Raw genomic sequence first — 25,041 nt, 5'->3', positions numbered from 1 at the left:
CCTTAAAAAAGGGTTGGATTCTTATACGTTTAATTTCAGCTTTTGTCCGGGTGAAATGTCCGGATGCAGAAAATGCATTGGATTGGTGCTCATGATTTGAATGACTTCCGCTTCATTCCCTTTCATTTCGACTAGAAGCGGTACACCTTTATATTCAATTTGCTCATGTGCGCTTGTCTCTTGGTTCTGTTCTGCAAACACAATTTCCTGCGGCATCACGGTATAAAGAATCATTGAATCATCCGTCCTTCTTCTTTCCTTGCTTCGTCGATGAGCTCATTCAGTTTATTGATTGCCTGTCCGACACCGCCTGCGTGATCGATCAATCCGTATTTAACTGCATCCTTACCGACTACATTTGTTCCGATATCGCGTGTTAAGTTTCCTTTTGAAAACATTAGCTCTTTAAATTTCTCTTCGGTTATATTGGAATGGCTTGTCACAAATTTAACAACTCTTTCTTGCATCTTATCCAGGTATTCAAACGTTTGCGGCACCCCGATGACCAGCCCGGTGAGCCTAACTGGATGAATCGTCATCGTTGCTGTTTCGGCGATATAGCTGTAATCACAGGATACAGCAATCGGAACGCCGATGGAATGCCCCCCGCCAAGCACGATAGAAACGGTCGGTTTCGATAAAGATGCAAGCATTTCCGCTATGGCAAGACCAGCTTCAACATCTCCTCCGACAGTATTTAATATGATCAGCAAGCCTTCAATTTTGGGATTTTGTTCAATTGCCACAATCTGCGGGATGACATGTTCATATTTTGTTGTTTTGTTTTGCGGAGGAAGCTGAACATGGCCTTCAATTTGTCCGATAATGGTCAGACAATGAATATTTGTATCTTGGGGCAGCTGCGGAAGCGTCGTTTCACCAAGCTGCTGTATTTTATTCATAATGCTGTCCTTCGCATCATTTTTTTCAGGACGCTCTTCTTCTGTGTTTTCCATACGATGATCCATCTCGCTTTCATCCTTTCCGAGTTTCTCTTTGTATTATGAACAAAGATACTTCATTCAATCCCGGCTTGAAGGACAAAAAATAAAGACCGGAGCAACTCCGGTCTTTAGTCAGTCATTATACTTCCATAATAATTGGGATGATCATCGGTTTACGTTTCGTTTTTTCATAAAGGAATTGGTTCAAAGCATCCCGCATTGCCTGCTTCAGCGTTGACCATTCGACATTTGATGTTTCAGTCGCTTCTGTCACGATGGACCGGACGAGCTCAGTAGCCTGTACGATTAGACCTTCAGACTCTCTTACATAAACAAAGCCGCGAGTGATAATTTCTGGTCCTGATACAAGATTTTTCTTTTGTTTATCAAGTGTAATGACAACGATTAAAATTCCGTCCTGTGAAAGCAAGCGGCGGTCTCTCAATACGATATTGCCGATATCACCGACACCTAAACCATCAATTAAAATATTGCCGTAAGGAACTTTATCCCCAATTTTTACGTTTTGGCCGCGGAATTCAACGACGTCGCCTTTTTCAATTAAGAAGATGTCGCTGCGCTTCATGCCGGTTTCTTCAGCGATTTTTGAATGAGCTTTTTGCATTCTGTATTCGCCGTTTACAGGAATCAAATATTTTGGTTTAAGCAGGTTGATCATTAGCTTTAACTCTTCTTGTGAGCCGTGGCCTGATACATGAACACGCTTTTGGGCAAAGATGACTTGTGCACCGGCTCTCGCAAGAAGATCTACTGTTTTAGAGTAAATGAGTTCCTGCCCGGGAATCGGAGTTGACGCAATGACCACCGTATCCCCTTCTTCAATGTTCAGCTGTTTGTGAGCTTTGTTTGCCATTCTTGTCAAAGCAGCTAATGGTTCACCTTGGCTTCCGGCTGTAATAATGGCCACTTCGCGCTTCGGATATTTTTTGACATCCTGTACAGAAATAAACAATTCATCATCTGCTTCAATGTATCCTAACTTTCTCGCCAGCTGCAGGACAGATTGAAGATTTTTTCCGGCTACGGCAATCTTTCTGCCATTTTGAGCCGCTGCATGAATGACTTGCTGAATCCGGTTAATATTGGATGCGAAAACAGCAATAATCACCCGGTTCTGTGAATTATACAGCGCATCCGAAATTTCTCCGCTGACAGCCGCTTCCGAAGGGGTGTAACCCGGCCGTTCCGCATTTGCACTGTCAGAAAGCAGAGCGAGCACGCCGCTATTGCCGATCTTGGCGATCTCGCCAATGTCGCACGTCTGATTAAGTGCAGGTGTTTGGTCAAATTTGAAGTCTCCCGTGCATACAATAGATCCAAGTGATGTTTTAAAGCTCACACCTACAGAATCAGGAATGCTGTGAATCGTTCTAAAGAACGATACTTTTGTTGATTCAAATGTAATGACAGATTTTGAGTGAATTTCTCTTAAATCAGTTTTTCGGTTATGTCCGTATTGTTTTAATTTCTCTCTTAACAGTGCAAGCGTCAGTTTTGTTCCGTACACTGGAACGGACAGCTTGTTTAATAAGTAAAAAACGCCGCCGATATTTTCATCGTGCCCGTGCGTTAAAAAGATTGCCTTGACGCGGTCAGCCCGTTCAATCAAATATGATATGTCAGGAATCACTACATCAATACCGAGCATTTCGTTTTCTGGATGCATAAGGCCGGCATCAACGACAAATATGTCTGAGTCAATTTCAATGACATAAAGGTTCTTCCCAATCTCTCCGACACCGCCAAGGGCGATAATTCTAACGTTTTCTGTATTTTTCTTTTTCAAAATCTATATCCTCCTAGTCTCATACCCGTCCATCATCACTTGTTCCTATTATAACTGAAAGTAAATTTAGAAAACAAGATAAAGCAGAAGGTTTAGGGAAAACCAATATGTAAAAGAAACGGTCAAACTCAGCTGAATGTGAGAATGACCGCGTTTGTTTCACTGTATGAAATTTTCTTACAGTTCGCTGATCGTGCTGCTTAAGCTCAGACGTTCATCCTCAGTTAACGGGACTAGAGGCAGACGCACAGAACCGACATCAAGACCTCTCAGCTGAAGCGCTGTTTTGACTGGAGCAGGATTAGGCGCTTTAAACAGTTCCTTCATAATCGGCAGCAGTTTCTGATGAATCAGTGCCGCATTAGCTGTTTGCCCATTCGTATAATTTTTGATCATTTGCTGCATATCAGTGCCTGCAATATGGCTCGCCACTGACACAACTCCTCTTCCTCCAACTGAAAGAATTGGAAGCGTCAGAGCATCATCCCCTGAATAGACATAGAAGTCTTCAGGTGTTTCAGCAATAATTTTTGTAATCGCTTCGAGGTCTCCGCTCGCTTCTTTAATCGCAACCACATTCGGAATGTCTGCCGCCAAACGGATCGTCGTTTCAGGAGCAAGAGAAGCAACCGTACGGCCAGGAACATTATAGAGCATAACCGGAAGAGATGTCTCTGCCGCAATTGCTTTAAAATGCTGGTACATTCCTTCTTGAGAAGGTTTATTGTAATACGGGGTAACAAGCATAACAGCGTCCACGCCCGCTTCCTCAGCTTTTTTTGTCAGCTTAATGGAATCTTTCGTGTTGTTGCTTCCAGTACCAGCGATAACGGGCACCCGTCCGTTTACTTCTTTTACTGTATATTCAAAAAGCGCAATTTTTTCTTCAGTTGAAAGGGTCGGAGATTCTCCAGTTGTTCCCGCTACTACTAAAGAATCCGTTCCGTTTTTCAACAAGTAATCAATCAGTGTAGACAGTTTTTGAAAGTCTACGTTCCCTTTATTGTCAAAGGGTGTAATCATCGCTGTAGACACATTTCCGAAATTCATTTTATTCACCTCATCATGATTCAATCACATTTACTTCGAAAGTTCAAACACTTCATGCAAAGCGTTTACAGCAGGAACCATATCCGCTTCATGGACGAGCACCCATATCGTCGTATGGCTGTCAGCCGACTGAAGGATCGGAATTTCTTTTTCTGAAAGAGCCGATACAATTTTGGACGTAACACCGGGAACACCCATAATGCCCGCGCCGACCGCCGATACCTTCGCGCAGTTTCTCGTCACCATTGGATCATAGCCCATATCCATTAAAATACGCTGAGCTGTTTCTGTTTTATTTCCGGCTACCGTATAGACGATTTCACTAGGTGTAATGTTAAAGAAATCGACACTGATTCCAGCGTTTGCCATAGCCTTGAACACTTCAGTCTGAACGTTATACTGGCCGATTTTCGCAGGCACTTTGAACTGCGTGACATCTTTGACATGGGCGATTCCCGTAATCAGCCTTTCAAAAACATCACTGCCGACCTTGGAAGAGTGATGTGATGTCACCAATGTACCTTTATCATTCGAATAAGTCGAACGGACGCGGATCGGAACCTTGGCCTGCATTGCGATTTCCACAGCACGCGGATGAATGACCTTGGCCCCCTGATACGCCAGGTTGCAGATTTCCGTATACGTCACAACAGGAAGCGGTTTTGCATTTTCCACCACTCTTGGGTCAGCAGTCATCACGCCTTCTACATCGGTGAAAATATCGATGTATTCCGCATCAACAGCTGCTCCGAGTGCGGCTGCAGACGTATCGCTGCCCCCTCTGCCGATTGTTGTTGTATCACCCTTTTCAGTTGCGCCCTGGAAGCCTGCGACGACTACCGCATCATGATTGGCGAGCACACTGAATAAACGCTCCGGTTTCATTTCAATGATTTTTGCATTGGTATGCTGATCATTCGTTAAAAAGCCAGCCTGAGCCCCTGTCAGCGCAGCTGCTTTCACACCGTTATCAAGCAGCATACTTGTAAAGACGACAGAGGAAATAGTCTCTCCGCAAGATAAAAGCAAATCCTGCTCCCTAGGAGAAATCGCTGACTGATTGCCGTAAAGCAGCCCAAGCAAAGAATCTGTTGCATACGGGTCTCCTTTTCGGCCCATCGCTGAAACGACAACGACAACCTTATATCCTTCACTGATTGCTTCTTTAATATGCCCTAAAGCCAGTTTGCGGCCTTTATCATCTTTTACTGATGTTCCGCCGAACTTTTGAACAATTATCTTCACTGTTTTCACTCCAAATTATTCGGACGTAACAGAAGAGAGCAGGCTGATAGCGCCTTACTCTCTTCTATTCGTCTTTAGAAAATTCTCTCTTTTATACGAGGTTTAGTTTTTTCAGGCTTTCTGCAATTTGAACAGAGTTCCATGCCGCGCCTTTTAATAGGTTATCAGAAACAACCCATAAATGAAAACCGTTTGCTCTGTCCAAGTCTTTGCGGATGCGGCCCACAAACACATCGTTTTTGCCGACAGCATCAGCAGGCATCGGATAAAGCTGCTGGCTTGGATCATCCTGAAGTGTCACGCCCGGAGCTTCTTTCAATAGATTTTTAATATCTTCAACTGTAGCGTCATCACGGTCTATTTCGATGTAGACGGACTCTGAGTGCCCAGTTTGGATTGGCAGTCTCACACATGTAGCCGCTACTTGAAGGTCAGGCATGTGCATGATTTTTTTCGTTTCATTTATCATTTTCATTTCCTCAAACGTATAGCCGTTATCTTGGAATTTATCGATTTGCGGAATCGCGTTGAAGGCGATTTGATAGTGTTTTTTGTCACCTTTTACAGGCATGATCTCAGGCTCTATTTCTTCTTTATTTAAAATCGCCTGTGTTTGGCTGTAAAGCTCTTTTACAGCTTCATTACCCGCTCCTGATACTGCCTGGTAAGTTGATACGATGACCTTGTTTAAGCCATATGCTTTGCGGATCGGTTCAAGTGCCGCAACCATTTGGATTGTAGAGCAGTTTGGATTGGCAATAATGCCGTTGTGTTCATGCAAGTCTGCCTCATTCACTTCTGGCACAACAAGCGGTGTATTTTCATCCATGCGGAACGCGCTCGTATTATCTATAACAATAGCGCCGCGTTTTACAGCTTCTGGTGCCAATGCTTGTGATACGCTTCCGCCGGCGCTGAACAAAGCAATATTTACCCCTTCAAAGCTCTCAGGAGAAGCTTCCTGAACAGTCAGCTCTTGGCCTTTAAACGTGACTTTTGTCCCCGCAGAGCGTTTTGAAGATAGCAATGTAAGTGTGTCCATTTCAAAGTTTCTGTCTTCAAGTGTTTTAAGCATTTGTTGTCCCACAGCCCCTGTCGCTCCGACAACAGCTACGTGTAAACCTCTTCCCATCTGTAAAACTCCTTCCGCCAATCAGCTTCATTGAATTGATTTGACTATGATTTTACGTTTTATTTTACCATAGAATATGCGGGTGATGACCGAATTTTTTAGTTTGGGAAAGATTTTCTGTAAATTTAGTCATTTCCCTGATAATTCTCAACTAGAATCGGCTGAAGCTGCTGGTGCATGAGTGCCTTTTCAATCGTTTGCGGTAGCAGATCCATTTTGGCTACCATTGAATTCGGTTTTTTAAAGGGATCGTCTTGCCCGAATGGAATAAAAAAGATATTTTTTGTTGACATGAGCCTCATTAAATTTGTTCCGTTTAAACCAAGAGCATCATTTGTCGAGATACCCAGAACGACAGGCCGATTGTTTCGGATTGTCGCTTTTGCCGCCATCAGCACCGGGCTGTCCGTCATGGCATTTGCCAGCTTGCTCATTGAATTGCCTGTTAAAGGCGCAATGACCATGCAGTCAAGGGGCAGCTTCGGCCCAAGAGGTTCTGCCTTTACAATCGAATCAATGGCCTCATATCCAGTCAGGTCTTCAATTTTTTTAACCCATTCTGCGCCCTCTCCAAATCGGGTATTTGTGGATTTCACATTAAATGTGACAACCGGACGGACTTCAGCTCCTTCGTTGACCAACGCCTCAATTTGCGGGAAAACCGCTTCATATGTGCAATGCGACCCGGTCAGCCCAAACCCGATTCTTTTTCCTTTTAATGACGACATCTTTATTTCCCCTCCTCAGCTTGTATTTCAGCCAAAAGCTTGCTCAAGACGTTTGCAAGGATTTGCCCAGCTGTTTTAGGAGCGACAATCCCTGGAAGCCCGGGAGCAAGAAGTGCTTTAATCCCTTGTTTCTCGGCATATTTAAAATCCGTTCCCCCGGGACGTGAGGCCAGATCCAATATTAAGGTTTTTGGTGTCATGCTAGAAAGTACCGTTTGATTTAAAATCATACTCGGTATGGTATTAATGCAAATATCTATATCTTTTACATGCTCTTTCAGCTCATCGGTATGAAAAGGAACGAGCCCCATTTCAGTGATACGTGCCAGATGCGCTGAACTTCTTGCCCCCACTTTTACATTCGCTCCGAGCGCGGCAAATGTACGGGCAATCGTCATCCCGGTGCGCCCCAGACCGAGAACGGCCACCTGTGATCCGTGTATCGTATAATCCGTGTGCTGAATAGCCAGCATGATCGTTCCTTCTACTGTCGGAATAGAGTTGTATATCGCAATGTCATCCCGCTCAAACAGTTTTACAAGTTTTCTTTTTGCCTGAGCTGCAATGTTTTCTAAATAGGCGTTAGAAATTCCTGAGAAAATGACACAATGTGCAGGCGTTCTGTCGAGATGGTCCTGTTTTAACACAACTTCTTCATTAGAAAATACAGTTGATACGACACCTTCTCCTGTTGTCGCGGATACTGGAAGAATGATGCTGTCTATTTGCTGAAAAGGAATTTCATCAATATTGCATTTTACTGCCCCGGTAAAACCGTGATCCAATTGGTCAAAACCGACAAGATAGATGTCAGCCTGCTGTTCAGTGAGCTTTCTTATAATTTCGAGCTGTCTTGCGTCACCGCCGATAACTGCAATTTTCAATCCGGTTAACATTCTAAACGTTCACCTTCTTTGTATATACTGGATCTCTAGTTGTTAAGCTCCCCTTCATCTTATGATCAAAAGGAAATACCGGTGAATATAAAAGATGCGCTTTTTCCATATAAAAAAACATCGGCTCCGGCAGCCGATGTTTCAGATGTTTTCTTTAGAGCCCGCTTCACAGTCAATTGGGCTATTTACTCTTGTCGAGGAGGCATTTCCTCAGGTACATCTAATATAATCATATCTGAACCGATCTTTTGAATATGGTGCCATGGGACACGAATGTCATGACCTTGCTTTCTCAAACCAAACCACTTAACTGTGGGAATGAGGAGTGCTGTAATCTGTCCATCCTGTTCATTGATTTCCAAATCGGTTTGGCCGAGCACTCCGAGCCGTTCAGCTCTTTTGATGTCTACAATTTCCTTTCCTGATAATTCACTGAGCCGCATGTCTGTCACCCCCTTGTACTATGTATGATGAAAGGGATTAAAAAATGCCTGCTCCATTATGGAGCAGGCTTTCCTTTTTAAGACGGCATATTGCCGGAAGGGCTGATAAGTGCTAATGCATAGTCTTCAGTAAACAATTGTCTGGCAAGGCCGTTAACACGCTCTAAGTTCACGGCGTTTAATTCATTGATGATTTCATCTAATGTTTTATGTTTGCCGAGCAGCAGTTCATTTTTTCCGTTTCGGCTCATTTTGCTGTTTGTGCTTTCTAAGCTCAGCATTAAGCTTCCCTTCATTTGCTCTTTGCTGTTTTCCAGTTCTCTCGAGGTAATGCCGTCACGTTTTAATGTGGCAAGGGTTTCTTGAATTGTTTCCGACAGCTGCTGAAGCTGATTTGCACCCGTTCCGCCGTAAATAGTGAGCATTCCGCTGTCCTCATATGAGCTGTGATAGCTGTAAACAGAATAAGCAAGTCCTTTATCTTCACGCACATCTTGGAACAGCCGGCTGCTCATGCTGCCTCCGAGCACATTGTTGAGGACGATTAAATCATAAATACGTTCATGGCCAACCTCTAAGCCTTTAAATCCAAGGCACAAATGAGCCTGCTCTGTTTCTTTTTTTCTCGTCAGTTTTTCCGTGTGGAACTCAGGCTTCTCAAGGCCTGTCGCTTTACTTTTCGCCTCGTATGACCCGAACCATTTTTCTACATCTTTGATAAAACTGTCAGATATATTGCCCGCTACCGAAATCACCACTCGGTCCGGCGTATAATAATCATGCATGTATTGTCTGAGAGAGTCACCGTTAAAGGAAGCAAGCGTTTCTTCCGTGCCTAGAATTGGGTAGCCTAAAGAATGATTGCCGTAAGTGGCTTTGCTCAGTAAATCATGTACAATGTCGTCCGGCGCATCTTCGTACATTTTAATTTCTTCATATACTACATTCTTCTCTTTTTTCAGCTCGTTTTCATCAAACGTTGAATGAAAGAACATATCTGCTAATACGTCCAGCGCGTAATTCGCATGCTCGTCAAGCACCTTTGCATAGTAGCAGGTATATTCCTTTGAAGTAAACGCATTGACCTGGCCGCCAATACGATCAAAAGATTCTGCTATCTCGCGTGCAGATTTTGTGCTCGTCCCTTTAAAGAACATGTGCTCTAAAAAGTGAGAAATTCCGTTTATCTCCGGCGTTTCATGTCTCGAACCTGTGCCGATCCATACGCCGATCGCAACAGAACGGACTGTCGGGTTATTTTCCAGCACAATTCTTACACCATTTTGACACGTATATCGTTTAATCAAATTTGTTCCTCCTATTCAAAGACAAGCTGCCTTCATCTGTTACTTCAATAGTCTTGTTTCATCCATTAGTTCAGTGACTGTTCCAAGCACATATCCTTTGTCTTTTATCTGTGTAATCAGCGCTTCAAGACTTTCCGCCGTAGGGTCAGTCGGATGCATTAAAATCATGGCACCATTATGTATCTTGCTTAACACTCTCCTCTGAAGTACAGACGGAGCCGGCTTTTGCCAATCGATTGTATCAACTGTCCACATGACTGTTCCCATCTGTTTCTCTGCTGCAATGTCGATAACCGCTTTTCTGAAACTTCCGCTTGGCGGAGCGAACCACTTTGGCTTAACACCGATCGTTTGTTCTATTTGTTCATTAGTCTTGTCGAGCTGCTCGGAAATTCTTCCTGTAGTCAGTTTGCTCATATCCGGATGATTGTATGAATGATTTCCGATTTCATGTCCGTCTTTTGCAATCTTCTTAGCGAGCTGTACATTGTTTCTCACCCAATTGCCTTCTAAAAAGAACGTAGCTTTAACCTGGTGCTTTTGCAGAATAGGGAGCATTTTTTCCAAATACTCATTTCCCCATGCCACATTGATTAAAAAAGCCACCATCGGTTTGTCAGGATTTCCTTTATAAATAGGCTCAGGCTGAAGTGACTCAAGATGAACACTTGGTTTTACTTGACTGTACACCAAATCTTTTTCCCGAAACTCACCATGCTTTTTCATTTTTTTATATGATTGTTCAATATTGACCTTTAATCCATTATAGCCTGGAATGCTTTTCCACACTTTATCAATTCTTGCATTCTGGGGCTTAACATCGTACTCCGGCGCTTTTTGAAGCAATTCTTCATATAATGGGTCTTTTGACGCCGTGACAGTCACCGTATCTTTTTTCATTGCTCCTATATAATCAAGTGCATGCGGATTTTCCATCATCTCAAATGAGACAAAAAAAAGAAATAAAAAAACGGCAAACGGTACAAATTTTTTGTGCATGTTCTGTCCCCCCTCACCTCACATTATGAAGGGGAAGGACAAGGTAGAACCCGCCTGCTTTTGAAAAGCTTCAAAATAAAGAAGCCGGGTCTCCCAGGCTCCTTTTATGTTTTCATTTAAGATTGTTGTTCTTCTTTTTCTTTCTCTTCACGGAGCACCGCTTTGCGGGATAAATTCACTCGTCCTTGTTTATCAATTTCAGTGACTTTGACAAGAATCTCGTCTCCGATTTTCACAACATCTTCAACTTTCCCTACGCGTTCAAGCGCAAGCTCTGAAATGTGCACCAAACCGTCTTTTCCGCTGAAAATTTCAACGAAAGCCCCGAATTTTTCAATCCGTTTCACTTTACCTAGGTAAAGTTGGCCGACTTCAACCTCTCTAACAAGGTCTTCGATGATTTTTTTCGCTTTTTGGTTGCCGCTTTCATCTGTAGAGGAAATAAAGATTGTGCCGTCCTGCTCAATATCAATTTTAACACCGGTTTCTTCGATGATCTTATTGATTTGTTTTCCGCTTGGTCCGATGACATCGCGGATTTTATCAGGATTAATGGTCATTGTTAAGATCTTAGGCGCATATCGAGAAAGCTCTTTTCTTGATTCGCTTAATGTTGCAAGCATGCTGTTGAGGATTTCCATTCTGCCCTTTTTCGCCTGCTGAAGCGCTTCTTCAAGAATCTCTCTGGAAAGGCCTTCAATTTTAATGTCCATTTGCAGGGCCGTTACGCCTTTTTCAGTTCCCGCTACTTTAAAGTCCATATCTCCGAGCGCGTCTTCCATGCCTTGGATGTCAGTCAAGACAGTGTAATGTTCGCCTGATTTGACAAGACCCATCGCAATACCAGCAACTGGCGCTTTAATCGGTACACCGGCATCCATCATTGCAAGTGTGCTTGCGCAAATGCTTGCTTGAGATGTAGAACCGTTTGATTCAAGCACTTCTGAAACAAGACGGACAGTATAAGGGAAGTCTTTTTCAGACGGAATAACTGGCTCAAGCGCACGCTCACCCAGTGCTCCGTGTCCGATTTCACGACGTCCCGGTCCGCGCATCGGTCCTGTTTCCCCAACGCTGAATTGCGGGAAGTTGTAATGATGCATAAACCGTTTCGACTCTTCGACACCTAAGCCGTCAAGGATTTGCACATCTCCCAGAGCACCTAGCGTACATACGCTGAGGGCCTGAGTTTGTCCCCTTGTAAATAGACCTGAACCGTGCGTTCTTGGCAAGAGGCCAACCTCTGAAGAGAGCGGGCGGATTTGATCGACACCGCGGCCATCCGGTCTTACTTTCTCTTCAGTAATCAGGCGGCGAACTTCATTTTTCACCAGCTTGGATAAAATCTGCTTCACTTGCTTGATTGTGTCTTCATCATGTTCTTCATCCTCGAATTTTGCCACAACTGCGTTCTTCACTTCGTTAATGGCATCTTCACGGGCATGCTTTTCATGAACTTGGATGGCTTTCAGCAGATCCTCTTCTGCCAAAGCTTTTACTTTTTCATTAAGCTCTTCATCAATTTCAAAGAGCTTAATTTCAGATTTCTCTTTGCCGACTGCTGCAACAATTTCTTCTTGGAATGCAATCAGGCGTTTAATCTCTTCATGGCCGAACATAATGGCCTCAAGCATGATTTCCTCAGGAACTTCGTCCGCTCCCGCTTCTACCATGTTAATCGCATCTTTCGTGCCGGCAACGACAAGATTGATATCGCTTTTTTCAAGCTGATCGACTGTCGGGTTAATGATAAATTGATCATCAATGCGTCCGACAGTAACCCCTGCAATCGGTCCTTCAAACGGAATATCCGATACAGAAAGTGCAAGAGATGAACCGAACATGGCAGCCATTTCTGAAGAGCAGTTTTGGTCAACACTCATGACAATGCTGATGACTTGAACTTCATTACGGAATCCATCGGCAAACAAAGGACGGATCGGACGGTCAATTAAACGGCTGGCAAGAACCGCTTTTTCACTTGGACGTCCTTCTCTTTTAATAAATCCGCCCGGAATTTTCCCTACCGCATATAATCTTTCTTCATAGTTTACAGTAAGAGGGAAGAAATCAAGCGGTTTAGGTTCTTTTGAAGCGGTTGCTGTACTAAGTACTGCTGTATCACCGTAGCGGATCATCACAGCACCATTTGCCTGTTTGGCAAGCTGGCCGGTTTCAACAGTTAGCGTTCTTCCGGCCCAATCTATGGTAAAGACATGTTTTTCTTGTCCCATACAATTACGAACTCCTCTCTTCGTTGTGTGAAATAATCAATTACTCCTATTATGAACGAAATGAATTGAACATATCAATGTCAAAGTAGTATGTAAAAGGATTTCAATGATTTGTTATAAGAAATTTCGCTTTAATACGATAAAAAAGCGGGAATCCTCCCGCTTTTTACGATTATCGACGTAAGCCTAGTTTGTTAATTAACTCACGGTAACGAGTTACGTCTTTATTACGCAGATACGTAAGAAGATTACGACGCTTACCTACCATTTTAAGAAGACCGCGACGTGAGTGGTGGTCTTTCTTGTGAGTACGTAAATGCTCGTTCAAGTTGTTAATTGAGTCAGTTAGGATAGCGATCTGAACTTCTGGAGATCCAGTATCAGATTCGTGTGTTTTGAACTCATTGATGAGTTGGTTTTTACGCTCTTGAGTAATTGCCATCCTGTTTCACCTCCAAATCATATTTAGCCCCAGTTACCTAGCAACCGTCGGTGACTTCGGATTGCCAAGCAATGGTTTTAAGACTACGAAAACTATCATACTAAAAATCGCGCCTATATGCAAATATTTTAGAATAAAATTTGTGTGCGTTGCAAGTTATTTCCGCAAATTGCTGAAATAACGGATGGCTTCCTGCTTATCTTTCTCAATTTGCTCTGTTAATTCTTTGATGCCATTGAATTTCCGCTCGCTCCGAATCCGTTTGTACCATTCGATTTTTATAGCGGCTCCATATACCTCTTGATCGAAATCAAACAGATTGACCTCGATGGAAGGCTGTTCAGGGCGCTTTTCATAAAACGTTGGCTTATAGCCAATATTGCAAACGCCATTGTAAACTTCGCCGTTCACTTCCGCTTTTACGGCATATACACCTGTGGGCGGAACGATATAGCTGTTATTTAAACCGACATTCGCTGTCGGAAACCCGATGGTCCGCCCTCTTTTATCACCATGAATGACAATTCCTTTAATAAAATAAGGTTGTCCAAGCAAGACATTCGCCAATTCAACATCTCCGTTTTGAAGCGCGGTACGGATATACGAAGAACTGATTTTTTTATCCTGCTCCGTTAATTTTTCTACCATTGTGCACCCAGCTTTTCCGTCTAAATCATCCGGCATGGTCTTCATTGTTCCCTTGCCGTATTTGCCGTACGTAAAGTCAAAGCCTGCCACTGCGTGCTGCACATTAAGGCCGATAATATACTGGTCTATAAACTGCTTAGGAGAAAGAGAAGCAAACACTTCATTAAATTTAACGACATACAGAACTTCTGTGCCTAATTGTTCAATTTGGTTTATTTTGTCTTCAAGAGGCGTAATCAGATCCTTTGGTTCCTTATCTCTGCCCAACACGTGAGAAGGATGGGGATGAAAGGTCATCACAGCTAATGTCAGACCTTTTTCTTCGGCTATTTGCTTCGCTGTGCCGATTACCTTTTGATGCCCGAGATGAACGCCGTCAAAATAACCTAACGCCATCACTGATTTTGCCTGCTCCTCTTTTATTAAATGATGAGGATGTGTAATATGTATCGTCTTCACAGAACGGTCACCTTTTTTCTATTGTTCGCTTTTTTGCATCAATACTTTTGCCGGCTTTAACAACCCTTTTTTTGCAGGATGAGGGAAATAGATCGCCAAGCAGGTTCCGGATTCAGTAAAGACGGCAATACGGTCTTCACTTGTCATTTCAGAAAACTGCTCGGGCGTCTCAAGCAAAGCCCCATTTTCTACTTTCTTAGCTAATGTATCACTTATGATCCATTTCGGCAAATGATTGAGCGCACGTTCAATAGGAACTGTATGCTCTTCCACGGTTCCGGATTGGGCCTGTGCTTCGAGTTCATCAAAAGTAAAGCATTCGTCGAGAGAAAAATCTCCGGATGCCGTACGGATTAAATGAGACATATGGGCCGGATATCCGAGCTTTTCTCCGATCATGACCGCCAGCGTCCTTACATAGGTCCCTTTGGAGCAAGTCACTGTAAACCGGAAGCTTGCGGTTTCTCCATGATGTTTAATCTCTGTTGTCAGGGCAATGTCTTCAATGGTTATCATACGTTTCGGACGTTCTACTTCAATCCCTGCTCTTGCGTATTCGTATAATTTTTTGCCGTTTACTTTTACAGCGGAATACATGGGCGGAATTTGTTCTTGTTTCCCCTTTAAACTGTTTAAAACCTTTTCTACATCCGCTTTATCAATGTCGTGATTGACAGGCTTTGTTTCCACCGTTTCTCCGGTTTGATCCTCTGTTGTGGTTGAAAAGCCAAGCGTTATTTCTGCATCATACGTTTTAGATTTTTCAGTTAAGTATTCGACTATTTTTGTCGCTCTTCCTACACAAATCGGAAGCACGCCTGACACTTCCGGATCGAGCGTTCCTGTATGTCCTACTTTTTTTGTTTTTAACAGCTTTCGGATCTTCATGACACAGTCGTGCGATGTCATGCCAACAGGTTTATGTAAAAGGAGAACTCCGTTAACCATTTGCCTTTCACTCCTTCTTTTTTAACTTTTTTCTTTTAAACGAAGAAAGAGGACAGACGATATACGCCTATCCTCTCATTTTTTATTCAGATGGTTTCTCTGAATGTAATTCGTGAATCAGTGTTTCGATCCGATTCCCGTAATCGATTGATTCATCGAACTCAAATTCAATTTCAGGCGTTTTTCGAAGTCTGATGCGGCTGCCGATTTCGGATCGGATAAATCCTTTCGCTTTTGCCAGTCCTTTCAGCGCTTCTTCCCGTTTTTTCTCGTCACCGAGAACCGAGATATACACCTTTGCAATTTGCAAATCACCTGATACACGTACATCCGTTACTGTCAGAAAACCAATTCTCGGGTCTTTCAGCTTGCGGCTGATAATATCACCGAGTTCTTTTTTCATCTGCTCGCCGACACGGTTTGCTCTCATACTCAATTCAATCACCTCTAAGTTAAAACCACTCTGTCCTAGTGATCGTCCGTTCAATTTCAGGAAAAGAATCGATAAACGCTAGGACGCGCTGCAGTTCTTTTTCTGTTTGAACGCGAGAGGAAGAAACAGCGGCGATTCCGAAGCTGGTTCTTTGCCAGGTGTCCTGATAGCCAATCTCCGAAATCGAAACATTGAACTTGTTTTGAACCCTGGTTAAAATCCGCTTCAGAACGGCACGCTTTTCTTTTAGCGATCCTGCATCATAAATGATGCATTCACACTCCGCAAATCCGATCACGTTCTTTCAATTTCTTGCATGACAAACGCTTCTAGGATGTCACCTTCACGAATGTCATTGTATTTCTTAATTGTAATACCACATTCATAGCCTTGTGAAACTTCTTTCACATCGTCTTTAAAGCGTTTCAGAACATCTACTTCGCCTTCAAAGATGACGACGCCATCACGAATTAAACGGAGGCCGCTGTCGCGCGTAATGGTTCCTTCAGTAACATATCCGCCGGCAATTGTACCGATTTTAGATACTTTGAATGTTTGGCGTACTTCTACTTGACCAATTACTTTTTCTTCATATTCAGGATCAAGCATACCTTTCATGGCAGCTTCAATCTCGTCGATTACTTTGTAAATGATACGGTGAAGTCGAATATCTACATTTTCAGCTTCAGCCGTACTCTTAGCATTTCCGTCCGGTCTCACATTAAACCCGATAACAATTGCATTGGAAGCAGATGCCAAGATAATGTCAGATTCAGTAATCGCACCAACGCCTGTATGGATGATTTTCACTTTAACGCCTTCTACTTCAATTTTTTGAAGCGCAGCCGTTAAAGCTTCAGCAGATCCTTGAACGTCAGCTTTTACGATGAGGTTGATGTCTTTTACATCACCTTGCTTAATTTGCTCGAATAAATCATCAAGACTGAGCTTCGCTTTATCGCTGCGCTGCTCTTCAAGCTGTTTCGAAGCACGGGCTTCACCGACAGAACGAGCTGTTTTTTCATCCTTAAAGACAAGGAATTGGTCTCCCGCTTGAGGGACATCATTCAAACCGGTAATTTCAACCGGAGTTGACGGGCCGGCAGTTTTCACACGGCGGCCAATGTCGTTGACCATTGCACGGACACGGCCAAATGTATTGCCGACTACGATCGGATCACCGACATGCAGTGTTCCAGTCTGTACGAGCAACGTCGCAACTGACCCTCTGCCTTTATCGAGTTCAGCTTCAATAACCGTTCCTTTTGCCTGACGGTTCGGATTCGCTTTCAGTTCCTCTACCTCACTGACAAGCAAAATCATTTCAACGAGCTCATCAATGCCTTTTCCAGTTAAAGCGGAAAGCGGCACAAAAATGGTTTCTCCGCCCCAAGCTTCAGGGACAAGTCCGTATTCCGTCAGTTCTTGCATTACACGGTCAGGGTTTGCAGATTCTTTATCTATTTTATTCACAGCAACGATGATTGGAACCTCTGCTGCTTTTGCATGGTTAATCGCTTCAACTGTTTGCGGCATGACACCGTCATCGGCAGCTACGACAAGAATCGTAATATCAGTTACTTCTGCACCGCGTGCACGCATTGTTGTAAATGCGGCGTGGCCCGGTGTATCCAAGAACGTGATTTTCTTGCCGTTCTCTTCAATTTGATAAGCGCCGATATGCTGAGTGATTCCGCCTGCTTCTCCTTCAACAACCTTTGTTTTACGGATGCTGTCAAGAAGCGTTGTTTTCCCATGGTCAACGTGGCCCATGATTGTCACGACAGGAGGACGAATTTCAAGATCCTCTTCATTATCAGGCTCTTCGTATTTTTCCAGCTCTGTTTCTTCAAGCACAATGACCTCTTCTGTTTCAACACCATATTCTGATGCAATGAGTTCGATTGTGTCTTTATCAAGCTCTTGGTTAATGGTTGCCATTACGCCAAGAAGCATCAGCTTTTTAATGATTTCTGAAGGCTCTTTGCCAAGCTCTTCAGCAAGTGCGCCAACTGTTAAAGTGCCAGAGAATGTAATTTTCTCAGGAAGCTCTTTTTTCGGCTTTACAGGCTTTTGCTGATGTTGGTTTTTATTATTGTTGTTGTTGCGTTTATTTTTTTTGTTGTTGTTATTCTTCTTGTTTTTGTTAAATTGATTATTCTGCACGTCATTCTTCTTTCCGTCTCGAATTTTATTTGGTTGATTTCCAGCTGATTGCTGATTAACCCCTTGTGGCTGTTTGTTTTTGTTCGTTTCTGCTGGCTTTTGAGATTTAGCAGCTGCGCCGCCTTTTTTATATTTGGCATCTAGCTTTTTAATGGCCTTTTCTTCAAGCATGGCCATGTGATTATTCACTTCTAAATCCATGTTCTTCAGTGCGGTCAAAATTTCCTTACTTGAAACATTTAACGCTTTTGCATATTCGTATACTCTCATTTTAGCCATTCGTTCACCCCCAAAAATATTAATCGAGCAAGCTGATCAGCTTATTCGCAAAACCTTGGTCAGTGACGGCGACAACGACACGGGCTTCTTTACCGATAGAGCGTCCAAGAACCGCGCGACTCTCGACTTTTTTATAAGGGACTTTATAATAATTGCACTTGTCAGTTACTTTTTTTGCTGTGTTAGATGATGCATCCTCTGTAAGCAGGACAAGCTTTGCACGCGCATTCCTGATTTCTTTTATTACCAAGTCTTCGCCTGACACGACCTTACGAGCTCGATTGGCCAGACCCAGCAAGGGAAACCATTCCATTCCAGACATTTTATTTTTTCACCTTTTCCGCCAGTTCCAGCAATTCATCGAAAATCTGGTCATCGATTTGTGATTGAAATTGATTTTGCAAAGTGTTTTTCTTTTTTGCTGCTAAGATGCACTCTTTATCCAGCGTTAAATAAGCACCCCGCCCATTCTTTTTTCCGGTCGGGTCTACTGAGATTTCGCCTTCTTTCGACCGTACAACTCGGATCAGTTCCTTTTTAGGCTTCATTTCACCAGTCACTACACATTTGCGTAATGGGATCTTTTTGTGTTTATTCACCTAAAGTCACCTCTTATTCATCCGATTCAGCAGTTTCAGGCTCCGTAAAGAGCGGCTCATCATCTTCTTCAAGTTCTCTCGGATAGATTCCAAGTTCTCTTGCGTCCGTTTCGCTCTTAATATCAATCTTCCAGCCTGTCAGTTTAGCAGCTAAGCGTGCGTTTTGTCCTCTTTTGCCAATTGCCAGAGACAGCTGGTAATCAGGAACAATAACAGTTGTCGCTTTTTCTTCTTCATTAACGATGACATCAAGCACTTTGGAAGGGCTGAGCGCATTCGCGACAAATTCTACAGGATCACTGGACCAGTTGACAATATCAATTTTTTCACCTTTTAATTCATTGACGATTGCTTGCACACGCTGGCCTTTAGGCCCTACGCATGAACCGACAGGATCAACGTCAGGATCATCTGTGCGAACAGAAATTTTTGAACGGTCGCCGGCTTCTCTGGCAACAGATTTTAGCTCGACAGTTCCATCATAAATTTCAGGCACTTCAATTTCAAACAAACGCTTTAACAGGCCTGGATGTGTTCTTGACACATAAATCTGCGGGCCCTTCGTTGTTTTTTCTACTTTTGTGATATATACCTTAATGCGGTCATGGGGCTTGTAGCTTTCATTCGGCATTTGCTCATTAACCGGCAGCAAGGCTTCTATTTTGCCTAAAGACACGTAGATAAATTTATTGTCCAGACGCTGGACGATCCCTGTCATGATGTCTTCTTCACGGTCGATAAATTCAGAATAAATCACACCGCGCTCAGCTTCGCGCACACGCTGTGTGACGACCTGCTTCGCTGTTTGAGCAGCTATGCGCCCGAAATCCTTAGGTGTAACTTCGATTTCGACGACATCGCCGACCATATATTCCGGATGGATGCCCTGTGCCTCTTCAATTGAGATTTCTAATCTCTGGTCGTATACTTCGTCAACGACATCTTTTCTTGCAAATACACGGATGGAGCCAGTTTCACGGTTTAGATCCACCCGTACATTTTGCGCTTGATTAAAATTCCGCTTATAAGCAGAAATTAACGCAGCTTCGATTGCTTCGATGATAATTTCTTTACTGATGCCTTTTTCTTTTTCAAGAATCGTGAGAGCATCTAATAATTCACTGCTCATTTAACGGTCTCCCCCCTTAAAACATTTGTATTCATTAGAATGTAACAGCTAATCTTGCATTAGCTATCTTTTCATACGGAATATTGATCCGTTTCTTTCTTGTTTTGATCGTGATCTCAACTGTCACTGTTTGTCCATCAAATTCAGCCAGTTCACCTTCAAACACTTTTACGCCGTCAATAGGCTCATACGTCTTAATGTATACGTTTTTTCCTAGTGATTTTTCGAAATCGGCTTTTTTCTTTAGCGGACGCTCAGCTCCTGGAGATGAGACTTCAAGAAAGTAATTTTGGCTGATTGGGTCTGCTTCATCAAGCTTTTCGCTTAAAGCTTCGCTTACTTTGGCACATTCCTCAATATCCACACCGTCATCGGAATCAATAAACACGCGAAGGAACCAGCTTTGGCCCTCTTTGACAAATTCAATGTCAACGAGTTCCAGCTGAAGGCTGTCTACGATTGGCTGAGCCATTTCTTGAACGGTGTCAGTCACTTTTTTGCTCATGTTCTTCCTCCTTGTGCTGTCGATCTCATATTCGTCTCGTCACTCTGCATAAAAACCCTGCTTCAAAAGAGCAGGGGCTAAAAAGTAAACGATGAACATGTCGAGACAAAATTCTCCTGTTCAATACAAAAGAGCGGGTTTCCCCACTCTTTGCCTCGGTAATCGTTAGCATTTCCAATAAAACTATACCATAACCATATTTTTATTGCAAATGGATATACGCTTACCTTCATACCTAAGCAAGTGACAGAAACTCTAATATTACGATGGCACTTTTTGCGCTTATGTATGCATAGAAGCAGAATTTCTGAGAAATTCTGCTTTCTATATTAGAACAGTGACAATTGGTTTTGATCAGGCAGTGACTCCAGACAGCCATGGCGATCTAAGTACTCTAAAATCGTTTTTGATACTTTCCCTCTCTTTTGCAAATCTTCTTTTGAGAGGAATTCGCCTTCTTCGCGAGCTTTTACAATGTTCAAAGCAGCGTTCGTCCCTAACCCTGGAATAGAGTTAAACGGCGGAATAAGACTGTTGCCGTCAATAATAAACTCTGTGGCGCTGGAGCGATATAAATCGACTTTTTGGAATGAATAGCCTCTCTCACACATCTCAAGCGCTAATTCTAAAACAGTCAGAAGGTTCTTTTCCTTCGGTGAAGCATCAAGTCCTTTAGAGTTTATATCCTCCATTACCGCTCTGATTGCTGTAGAGCCCTTGATCATTGTATCAATATCAAAGTCATCTGCACGAACGGTAAAATAAGCCGCATAATACAAAAGAGCATGATGCACTTTAAAGTAAGCAATGCGGACTGCCATTAAGACATATGCCGCGGCGTGGGCTTTCGGGAACATGTATTTAATCTTTTTACAGGAATCAATATACCAGTCTGGGACATTGTTATTTTTCATTTCTTCTTCCCATTCAGGCGTTAATCCTTTTCCTTTACGCACGAATTCCATGATTTTAAAGGCAAGGGACGGCTCAAGGCCTTGATAGATTAAATAAACCATAATGTCATCACGGCAGCCGATAACCTCACTCAGCTCACAAATATTATTGTGGATGAGCTCCTGTGCATTGCCAAGCCATACATCAGTTCCGTGAGACAAGCCTGAAATCTGAACGAGCTCAGAAAAAGTGGTCGGCTTTGTATCTTCAAGCATCTGCCGGACAAATCGGGTTCCGAATTCAGGAATTCCAAGAGTGCCCGTTTTACAGCCAATCTGTTCTTCAGTCACACCGAGTGATTCGGTTCCCTGGAAGATCTTCATCACTTCAGGATCATCCGTCGGAATTGTTTTCGGATCTATTCCGCTTAAGTCTTGAAGCATCCGAATAACAGTCGGGTCATCGTGTCCGAGAATATCAAGTTTTAACAGGTTGTCATGGATGGAGTGGAAATCAAAATGAGTCGTTTTCCACTCTGAACCTGTGGCATCTGCCGGAAACTGAATCGGTGAAAAATCATAAATATCCATATAATCCGGAACTACGATAATACCGCCAGGGTGCTGTCCAGTTGTACGTTTTACACCCGTGCATCCCTGCACGAGCCGATCTATTTCGGCACCGCGCATATGAAGATTGTTGTCTCCGGCATAGCCTTTTACATAACCGTAGGCTGTTTTTTCTGCCACCGTGCCTATTGTTCCCGCACGATATACATTGTCTTCTCCGAACAATACTTTTGTGTAATTATGTGCTTGCGGCTGATATTCCCCTGAGAAGTTCAAATCGATATCAGGTACTTTGTCCCCTTTAAATCCTAAGAACGTTTCAAATGGAATATCATGGCCGTCTTTTTTCAAAGGCGTTCCGCAATGAGGACATGTCTTGTCAGGCAGGTCAAAACCAGAACCGACAGAACCGTCATTAAAGAACTCAGAATACTGACACTCAGGACAAACATAGTGCGGCGGCAGCGGGTTTACCTCAGTAATCTCAGTAAGTGTCGCAACTAATGAAGATCCTACGGAACCACGGGAACCAACGAGATACCCGTCATCTAGTGAACGTTTTACAAGTTTGTGAGAGATCAAGTAAATAACAGCAAATCCGTGGCCAATAATACTCTTTAACTCTTTTTCAATCCGCGCTTCGACAATTTCAGGCAGCTCTTCCCCGTAAATGCTTCTTGCACGCTGATAGCTCATTTCTCTGATCTCTTCATCAGCGCCTTCGATTTTCGGCGTATATAAATCATCTTTAATCGGCTTGATGTCATCAACTAAAGAAGCAACCTTTTGGGTATTGGTGACTACGATCTCCTTCGCTTTTTCTTCACCTAAGAAAGAAAAAGCTTCAAGCATTTCGTCTGTCGTTCTGAAATGCACTTTCGGCAGTTCATGCCTGTTCAGCGGATTTGCCCCGCCTTGTGAGGATATTAAAATCTTTCTGTAGATTTTATCCTCATCATTCAAGTAATGGACATTTCCCGTCGCAACAACCGGTTTATTAAGCTTTTCCCCCAGCTTCGTGATATTCGCAATAATTTCTTTCAGCGCTTTTTCATCACGGACCAGTTCAAGCTCCAGCAAGTGACGATACACTTCAGGCGGCTGAACCTCAAGGTAATCATAAAATGACGCGATATCTTCCACCTCTTCAGGCGATTTTTGCATCATTCCCTCAAAAACCTCTCCCCTGTCACAGGCAGAACCGATCAGCAACCCTTCCCTGTATTTCTCAAGCTGAGATCTCGGAATACGCGGCACTCTGTAAAAATAATGAATATGAGAAAGTGACACAAGCTTAAATAAATTTTTAAGTCCCGTGCTGTTCACGGCAAGTAATGTTGCATGATACGGTCTTGATCTTTGATAAGCATTGGACTGACCCATATTTTCATTCAACTCATCATGGTACTGAATGCCTTTTTCAGCTGCGTCTTTCAGCATTTTCAGAAGCAAATAAGCGGTTGCCTCAGTATCATAGATCGCACGGTGATGCTGTGTGAGTTCGATATCAAACTTTTTACAAAGTGTGTTCAACCGGTGGTTCTTAAATTCCGGATAGAGAAAACGTCCAAGTTCAAGCGTATCAATGACTGGGTTTTTAGCTTTATCGACTTCAAGAAGCTTTTTATAGGCTACATTTAAGAATCCCATATCAAAGCTTGCATTATGAGCGACAAGGATATCATCGCCAATCCATTCTCTGAAATCTCTTATTACATCTACGACATCCGGAGCGTCTTGTAGCATATCATCAGTGATCCCTGTCAGCTCTATGATTGTGGCGGAAAGCGGACGATGCGGGTTCGCAAACGCCTCAAATTTATCAATAATTTCTCCGCCTTTTACTTTTACTGCAGCCAGTTCAATAATGGTATCGTATACAGCAGACAATCCTGTCGTCTCAACGTCAAAAACAACATATGTTTCTTCTTCGAGCAGACGATGTGCGGCATTATAAGCAATTGGCACGCCATCATCCACGAGATTCGCTTCCATCCCGTAAATCATTTTAATTCCATGCTTTTTTGCCGCAGAATACGCATCAGGGAAGGATTGAACGACAGCATGGTCAGTCAAAGCGATGGCCTCATGCCCCCATTTTTTCGCCTGTTCGACAAGCTTTCCGATACCCGTAACAGCATCCATTTGGCTCATTGGGGAATGAAGATGCAATTCCACTCTTTTTTCTCCTTCAGGTGCTGAATCTTCACGGGTTTTTGCTTTTATTTCGTTTACGTCATTTGCGATCATGACAAGGTCTCTGACAAATGTATCATTTTGAATGCTTCCGCGTGCTTTTACCCACATTCCTTTTTTCAGAGACTTCATCAGTGCCGCATCTTCTTTTTCACGTGCAAACATTTTGATCAAAATACTATTTGTATAGTCTGTAATTTTGAAGATACACAGCGTGCGCCCGCTCTTCAGCTCGCGCGTCTCCACATCAAACACATAACCTTGGACCGTAATTCTCCGTTCTTCGTCCATGATGCTGTCAAGTGTCCGGATTTCCTCGTTATCTTTAATTTGATAACCGATAACAAGAGGACCAGATGGTGCTTGGTCTTCATCACTTTCTTTATCTTTCTTCTCCATTTCAATCAAGGCCTGCATCGCCCGCTCTTGGTCTTCCGCAAGCTTTTGTTCCCGAAACTTTTGAACTTCCTGCTCGGATACAAATATTTCAGCATCAAGCTGAAGATCCGGAAAGCCAAATTGACGGTAGCCTGCTTGAATCATGGAACTGTATTTGTTTTTTAGCGCAGCCGCTTCTGTATCCGTTTTGGTTTTGACAATCAGTTTATTGCCCTTCAGCTTCGGTTTTTGCTGGTTTAAAAGACTGATAATCGGCGGCGAAATGCCCTGCAGTTCTTCAATGCAGCGTGACCAGTAGTCTTGAACGATACTTTCACTGACCTCGGCATCCTGAACTTCAATTGAAGATGTCACTTTTGCTATGTGGGCAAACGATTGCGTCAGCCTCGTTGTTAATGTGTCATATATTTGAAAAGGCAGCAAAGATTTAAATTGAAAATGAAAATGCCAAGACTTAGAAGCTTTGTGAATTGTCAGCTTTTTAATCTCGCCATGTTCAAAGTATGTCATGAAGGTATCATCTGTCATATTAATCTGCTGCAGAAGAATTTGAAACTGCCTTCTGTTTACTGATAACTGTTCCATTAAGA

Annotated in this window: 23 protein-coding genes; all 23 read right to left on the bottom strand. The window is 43.0% G+C overall.

The window, feature by feature from the left end:
* Positions 1 to 21: 21 nt before the first annotated feature.
* The 23 genes from tepJ to NSU05_RS08765 all read right to left on the bottom strand — a co-directional run bounded on the left by tepJ (position 22) and on the right by NSU05_RS08765 (position 25,036).
* Complete coding sequence (gene tepJ / locus NSU05_RS08875; RefSeq protein ID WP_003231871.1) at positions 22 to 234, bottom strand: TepA modulator TepJ; 213 nt, start codon at positions 232 to 234, stop codon at positions 22 to 24.
* Entirely contained in the window at positions 231 to 968 is a 738-nt protein-coding gene (gene tepA / locus NSU05_RS08870) for a translocation-enhancing protein TepA (RefSeq protein WP_003245712.1), read from the bottom strand. The genes tepJ and tepA overlap by 4 nt, the downstream gene beginning before the upstream one ends.
* Before the next feature lie 115 nt (positions 969 to 1,083).
* Complete coding sequence (rnjB, locus tag NSU05_RS08865) at positions 1,084 to 2,751, bottom strand: ribonuclease J2 (RefSeq protein ID WP_038428971.1); 1,668 nt, start codon at positions 2,749 to 2,751, stop codon at positions 1,084 to 1,086.
* Positions 2,752 to 2,928: 177 nt separating this feature from the next.
* On the bottom strand, positions 2,929 to 3,801 hold the full coding sequence (gene dapA, locus NSU05_RS08860) for a 4-hydroxy-tetrahydrodipicolinate synthase (protein WP_003245816.1): 873 nt from the start codon (positions 3,799 to 3,801) through the stop codon (positions 2,929 to 2,931).
* Between the two features lie 30 nt (positions 3,802 to 3,831).
* Positions 3,832 to 5,046 carry an aspartate kinase gene (dapG, locus tag NSU05_RS08855; protein WP_014479808.1) on the bottom strand — a complete coding sequence of 405 codons (1,215 nt, stop codon included), beginning with the start codon at positions 5,044 to 5,046 and terminating at the stop codon, positions 3,832 to 3,834.
* Between the two features lie 91 nt (positions 5,047 to 5,137).
* Positions 5,138 to 6,178 (bottom strand): aspartate-semialdehyde dehydrogenase, encoded by a 1,041-nt coding sequence (gene asd / locus NSU05_RS08850; RefSeq protein WP_003244674.1) that lies wholly within the window; start codon positions 6,176 to 6,178, stop codon positions 5,138 to 5,140.
* A gap of 125 nt (positions 6,179 to 6,303) precedes the next feature.
* The gene (gene dpaB / locus NSU05_RS08845) at positions 6,304 to 6,906 is read right to left on the bottom strand and encodes a dipicolinate synthase subunit B (protein WP_003231884.1); all 603 of its coding nucleotides are present in this window, start codon (positions 6,904 to 6,906) and stop codon (positions 6,304 to 6,306) included.
* A gap of 2 nt (positions 6,907 to 6,908) precedes the next feature.
* Positions 6,909 to 7,802 (bottom strand): dipicolinic acid synthetase subunit A, encoded by an 894-nt coding sequence (dpaA, locus tag NSU05_RS08840; protein WP_003231888.1) that lies wholly within the window; start codon positions 7,800 to 7,802, stop codon positions 6,909 to 6,911.
* 185 nt (positions 7,803 to 7,987) lie between these two features.
* Positions 7,988 to 8,245: a YlmC/YmxH family sporulation protein gene (locus NSU05_RS08835; RefSeq protein ID WP_003231890.1), complete on the bottom strand. Its 258-nt coding sequence runs from the start codon at positions 8,243 to 8,245 to the stop codon at positions 7,988 to 7,990.
* A gap of 77 nt (positions 8,246 to 8,322) precedes the next feature.
* A complete protein-coding gene (locus NSU05_RS08830) occupies positions 8,323 to 9,552 on the bottom strand; it encodes a pitrilysin family protein (protein ID WP_038428970.1) in 1,230 nt (409 codons plus the stop codon).
* A 39-nt stretch (positions 9,553 to 9,591) separates the two neighbouring features.
* Positions 9,592 to 10,551, bottom strand: coding sequence for a polysaccharide deacetylase family protein (locus NSU05_RS08825; protein WP_038428968.1), 960 nt, complete (start codon positions 10,549 to 10,551; stop codon positions 9,592 to 9,594).
* A gap of 116 nt (positions 10,552 to 10,667) precedes the next feature.
* On the bottom strand, positions 10,668 to 12,785 hold the full coding sequence (pnp, locus tag NSU05_RS08820; protein WP_003231897.1) for a polyribonucleotide nucleotidyltransferase: 2,118 nt from the start codon (positions 12,783 to 12,785) through the stop codon (positions 10,668 to 10,670).
* A gap of 172 nt (positions 12,786 to 12,957) precedes the next feature.
* Entirely contained in the window at positions 12,958 to 13,227 is a 270-nt protein-coding gene (gene rpsO / locus NSU05_RS08815) for a 30S ribosomal protein S15 (protein ID WP_003220957.1), read from the bottom strand.
* Positions 13,228 to 13,383: 156 nt separating this feature from the next.
* Positions 13,384 to 14,334, bottom strand: coding sequence for a bifunctional riboflavin kinase/FAD synthetase (ribF, locus tag NSU05_RS08810; RefSeq protein ID WP_015252082.1), 951 nt, complete (start codon positions 14,332 to 14,334; stop codon positions 13,384 to 13,386).
* 18 nt (positions 14,335 to 14,352) lie between these two features.
* A complete protein-coding gene (gene truB / locus NSU05_RS08805; RefSeq protein ID WP_015252083.1) occupies positions 14,353 to 15,282 on the bottom strand; it encodes a tRNA pseudouridine(55) synthase TruB in 930 nt (309 codons plus the stop codon).
* 82 nt (positions 15,283 to 15,364) lie between these two features.
* Complete coding sequence (rbfA, locus tag NSU05_RS08800; RefSeq protein ID WP_009967251.1) at positions 15,365 to 15,718, bottom strand: 30S ribosome-binding factor RbfA; 354 nt, start codon at positions 15,716 to 15,718, stop codon at positions 15,365 to 15,367.
* A 16-nt stretch (positions 15,719 to 15,734) separates the two neighbouring features.
* Complete coding sequence (locus NSU05_RS08795) at positions 15,735 to 16,013, bottom strand: DUF503 domain-containing protein (protein WP_003220950.1); 279 nt, start codon at positions 16,011 to 16,013, stop codon at positions 15,735 to 15,737.
* On the bottom strand, positions 16,010 to 18,160 hold the full coding sequence (infB, locus tag NSU05_RS08790; protein WP_014479801.1) for a translation initiation factor IF-2: 2,151 nt from the start codon (positions 18,158 to 18,160) through the stop codon (positions 16,010 to 16,012). The genes NSU05_RS08795 and infB overlap by 4 nt, the downstream gene beginning before the upstream one ends.
* Positions 18,161 to 18,179: 19 nt before the next feature.
* Positions 18,180 to 18,482: a YlxQ family RNA-binding protein gene (locus NSU05_RS08785; protein WP_003220946.1), complete on the bottom strand. Its 303-nt coding sequence runs from the start codon at positions 18,480 to 18,482 to the stop codon at positions 18,180 to 18,182.
* Between the two features lies 1 nt (position 18,483).
* Positions 18,484 to 18,759 carry a glucose-induced regulator RulR gene (gene rulR, locus NSU05_RS08780; RefSeq protein WP_009967250.1) on the bottom strand — a complete coding sequence of 92 codons (276 nt, stop codon included), beginning with the start codon at positions 18,757 to 18,759 and terminating at the stop codon, positions 18,484 to 18,486.
* Between the two features lie 13 nt (positions 18,760 to 18,772).
* Positions 18,773 to 19,888, bottom strand: a complete 1,116-nt coding sequence (nusA, locus tag NSU05_RS08775; protein WP_003231912.1) for a transcription termination factor NusA — start codon at positions 19,886 to 19,888, stop codon at positions 18,773 to 18,775.
* Between the two features lie 34 nt (positions 19,889 to 19,922).
* Positions 19,923 to 20,393 carry a ribosome maturation factor RimP gene (rimP, locus tag NSU05_RS08770; protein ID WP_003231915.1) on the bottom strand — a complete coding sequence of 157 codons (471 nt, stop codon included), beginning with the start codon at positions 20,391 to 20,393 and terminating at the stop codon, positions 19,923 to 19,925.
* A gap of 329 nt (positions 20,394 to 20,722) precedes the next feature.
* Positions 20,723 to 25,036: a PolC-type DNA polymerase III gene (locus NSU05_RS08765; RefSeq protein ID WP_038428967.1), complete on the bottom strand. Its 4,314-nt coding sequence runs from the start codon at positions 25,034 to 25,036 to the stop codon at positions 20,723 to 20,725.
* Positions 25,037 to 25,041: the final 5 nt, after the last annotated feature.

It is taken from the genome of Bacillus sp. EU52, from assembly GCF_037964975.1.
Lineage (GTDB): Bacteria > Bacillota > Bacilli > Bacillales > Bacillaceae > Bacillus > Bacillus subtilis.
This window is presented reverse-complemented; position numbering and strand designations above follow the sequence as displayed.

Bases quoted from the DNA above. Each gene is read 5' to 3' on its own strand.
- tepJ (WP_003231871.1), bottom strand. From the start codon at position 234: ATGATTCTTTATACCGTGATGCCGCAGGAAATTGTGTTTGCAGAACAG.
- tepA (WP_003245712.1), bottom strand. From the start codon at position 968: ATGGATCATCGTATGGAAAACACAGAAGAAGAGCGTCCTGAAAAAAAT.
- dapA (WP_003245816.1), bottom strand. From the start codon at position 3,801: ATGAATTTCGGAAATGTGTCTACAGCGATGATTACACCCTTTGACAAT.
- asd (WP_003244674.1), bottom strand. From the start codon at position 6,178: ATGGGAAGAGGTTTACACGTAGCTGTTGTCGGAGCGACAGGGGCTGTG.
- dpaB (WP_003231884.1), bottom strand. From the start codon at position 6,906: ATGTCGTCATTAAAAGGAAAAAGAATCGGGTTTGGGCTGACCGGGTCG.
- dpaA (WP_003231888.1), bottom strand. From the start codon at position 7,802: ATGTTAACCGGATTGAAAATTGCAGTTATCGGCGGTGACGCAAGACAG.
- NSU05_RS08835 (WP_003231890.1), bottom strand. From the start codon at position 8,245: ATGCGGCTCAGTGAATTATCAGGAAAGGAAATTGTAGACATCAAAAGA.
- NSU05_RS08825 (WP_038428968.1), bottom strand. From the start codon at position 10,551: ATGCACAAAAAATTTGTACCGTTTGCCGTTTTTTTATTTCTTTTTTTT.
- pnp (WP_003231897.1), bottom strand. From the start codon at position 12,785: ATGGGACAAGAAAAACATGTCTTTACCATAGATTGGGCCGGAAGAACG.
- rpsO (WP_003220957.1), bottom strand. From the start codon at position 13,227: ATGGCAATTACTCAAGAGCGTAAAAACCAACTCATCAATGAGTTCAAA.
- truB (WP_015252083.1), bottom strand. From the start codon at position 15,282: ATGGTTAACGGAGTTCTCCTTTTACATAAACCTGTTGGCATGACATCG.
- infB (WP_014479801.1), bottom strand. From the start codon at position 18,160: ATGGCTAAAATGAGAGTATACGAATATGCAAAAGCGTTAAATGTTTCA.
- NSU05_RS08785 (WP_003220946.1), bottom strand. From the start codon at position 18,482: ATGTCTGGAATGGAATGGTTTCCCTTGCTGGGTCTGGCCAATCGAGCT.
- nusA (WP_003231912.1), bottom strand. From the start codon at position 19,888: ATGAGCAGTGAATTATTAGATGCTCTCACGATTCTTGAAAAAGAAAAA.
- rimP (WP_003231915.1), bottom strand. From the start codon at position 20,393: ATGAGCAAAAAAGTGACTGACACCGTTCAAGAAATGGCTCAGCCAATC.
- NSU05_RS08765 (WP_038428967.1), bottom strand. From the start codon at position 25,036: ATGGAACAGTTATCAGTAAACAGAAGGCAGTTTCAAATTCTTCTGCAG.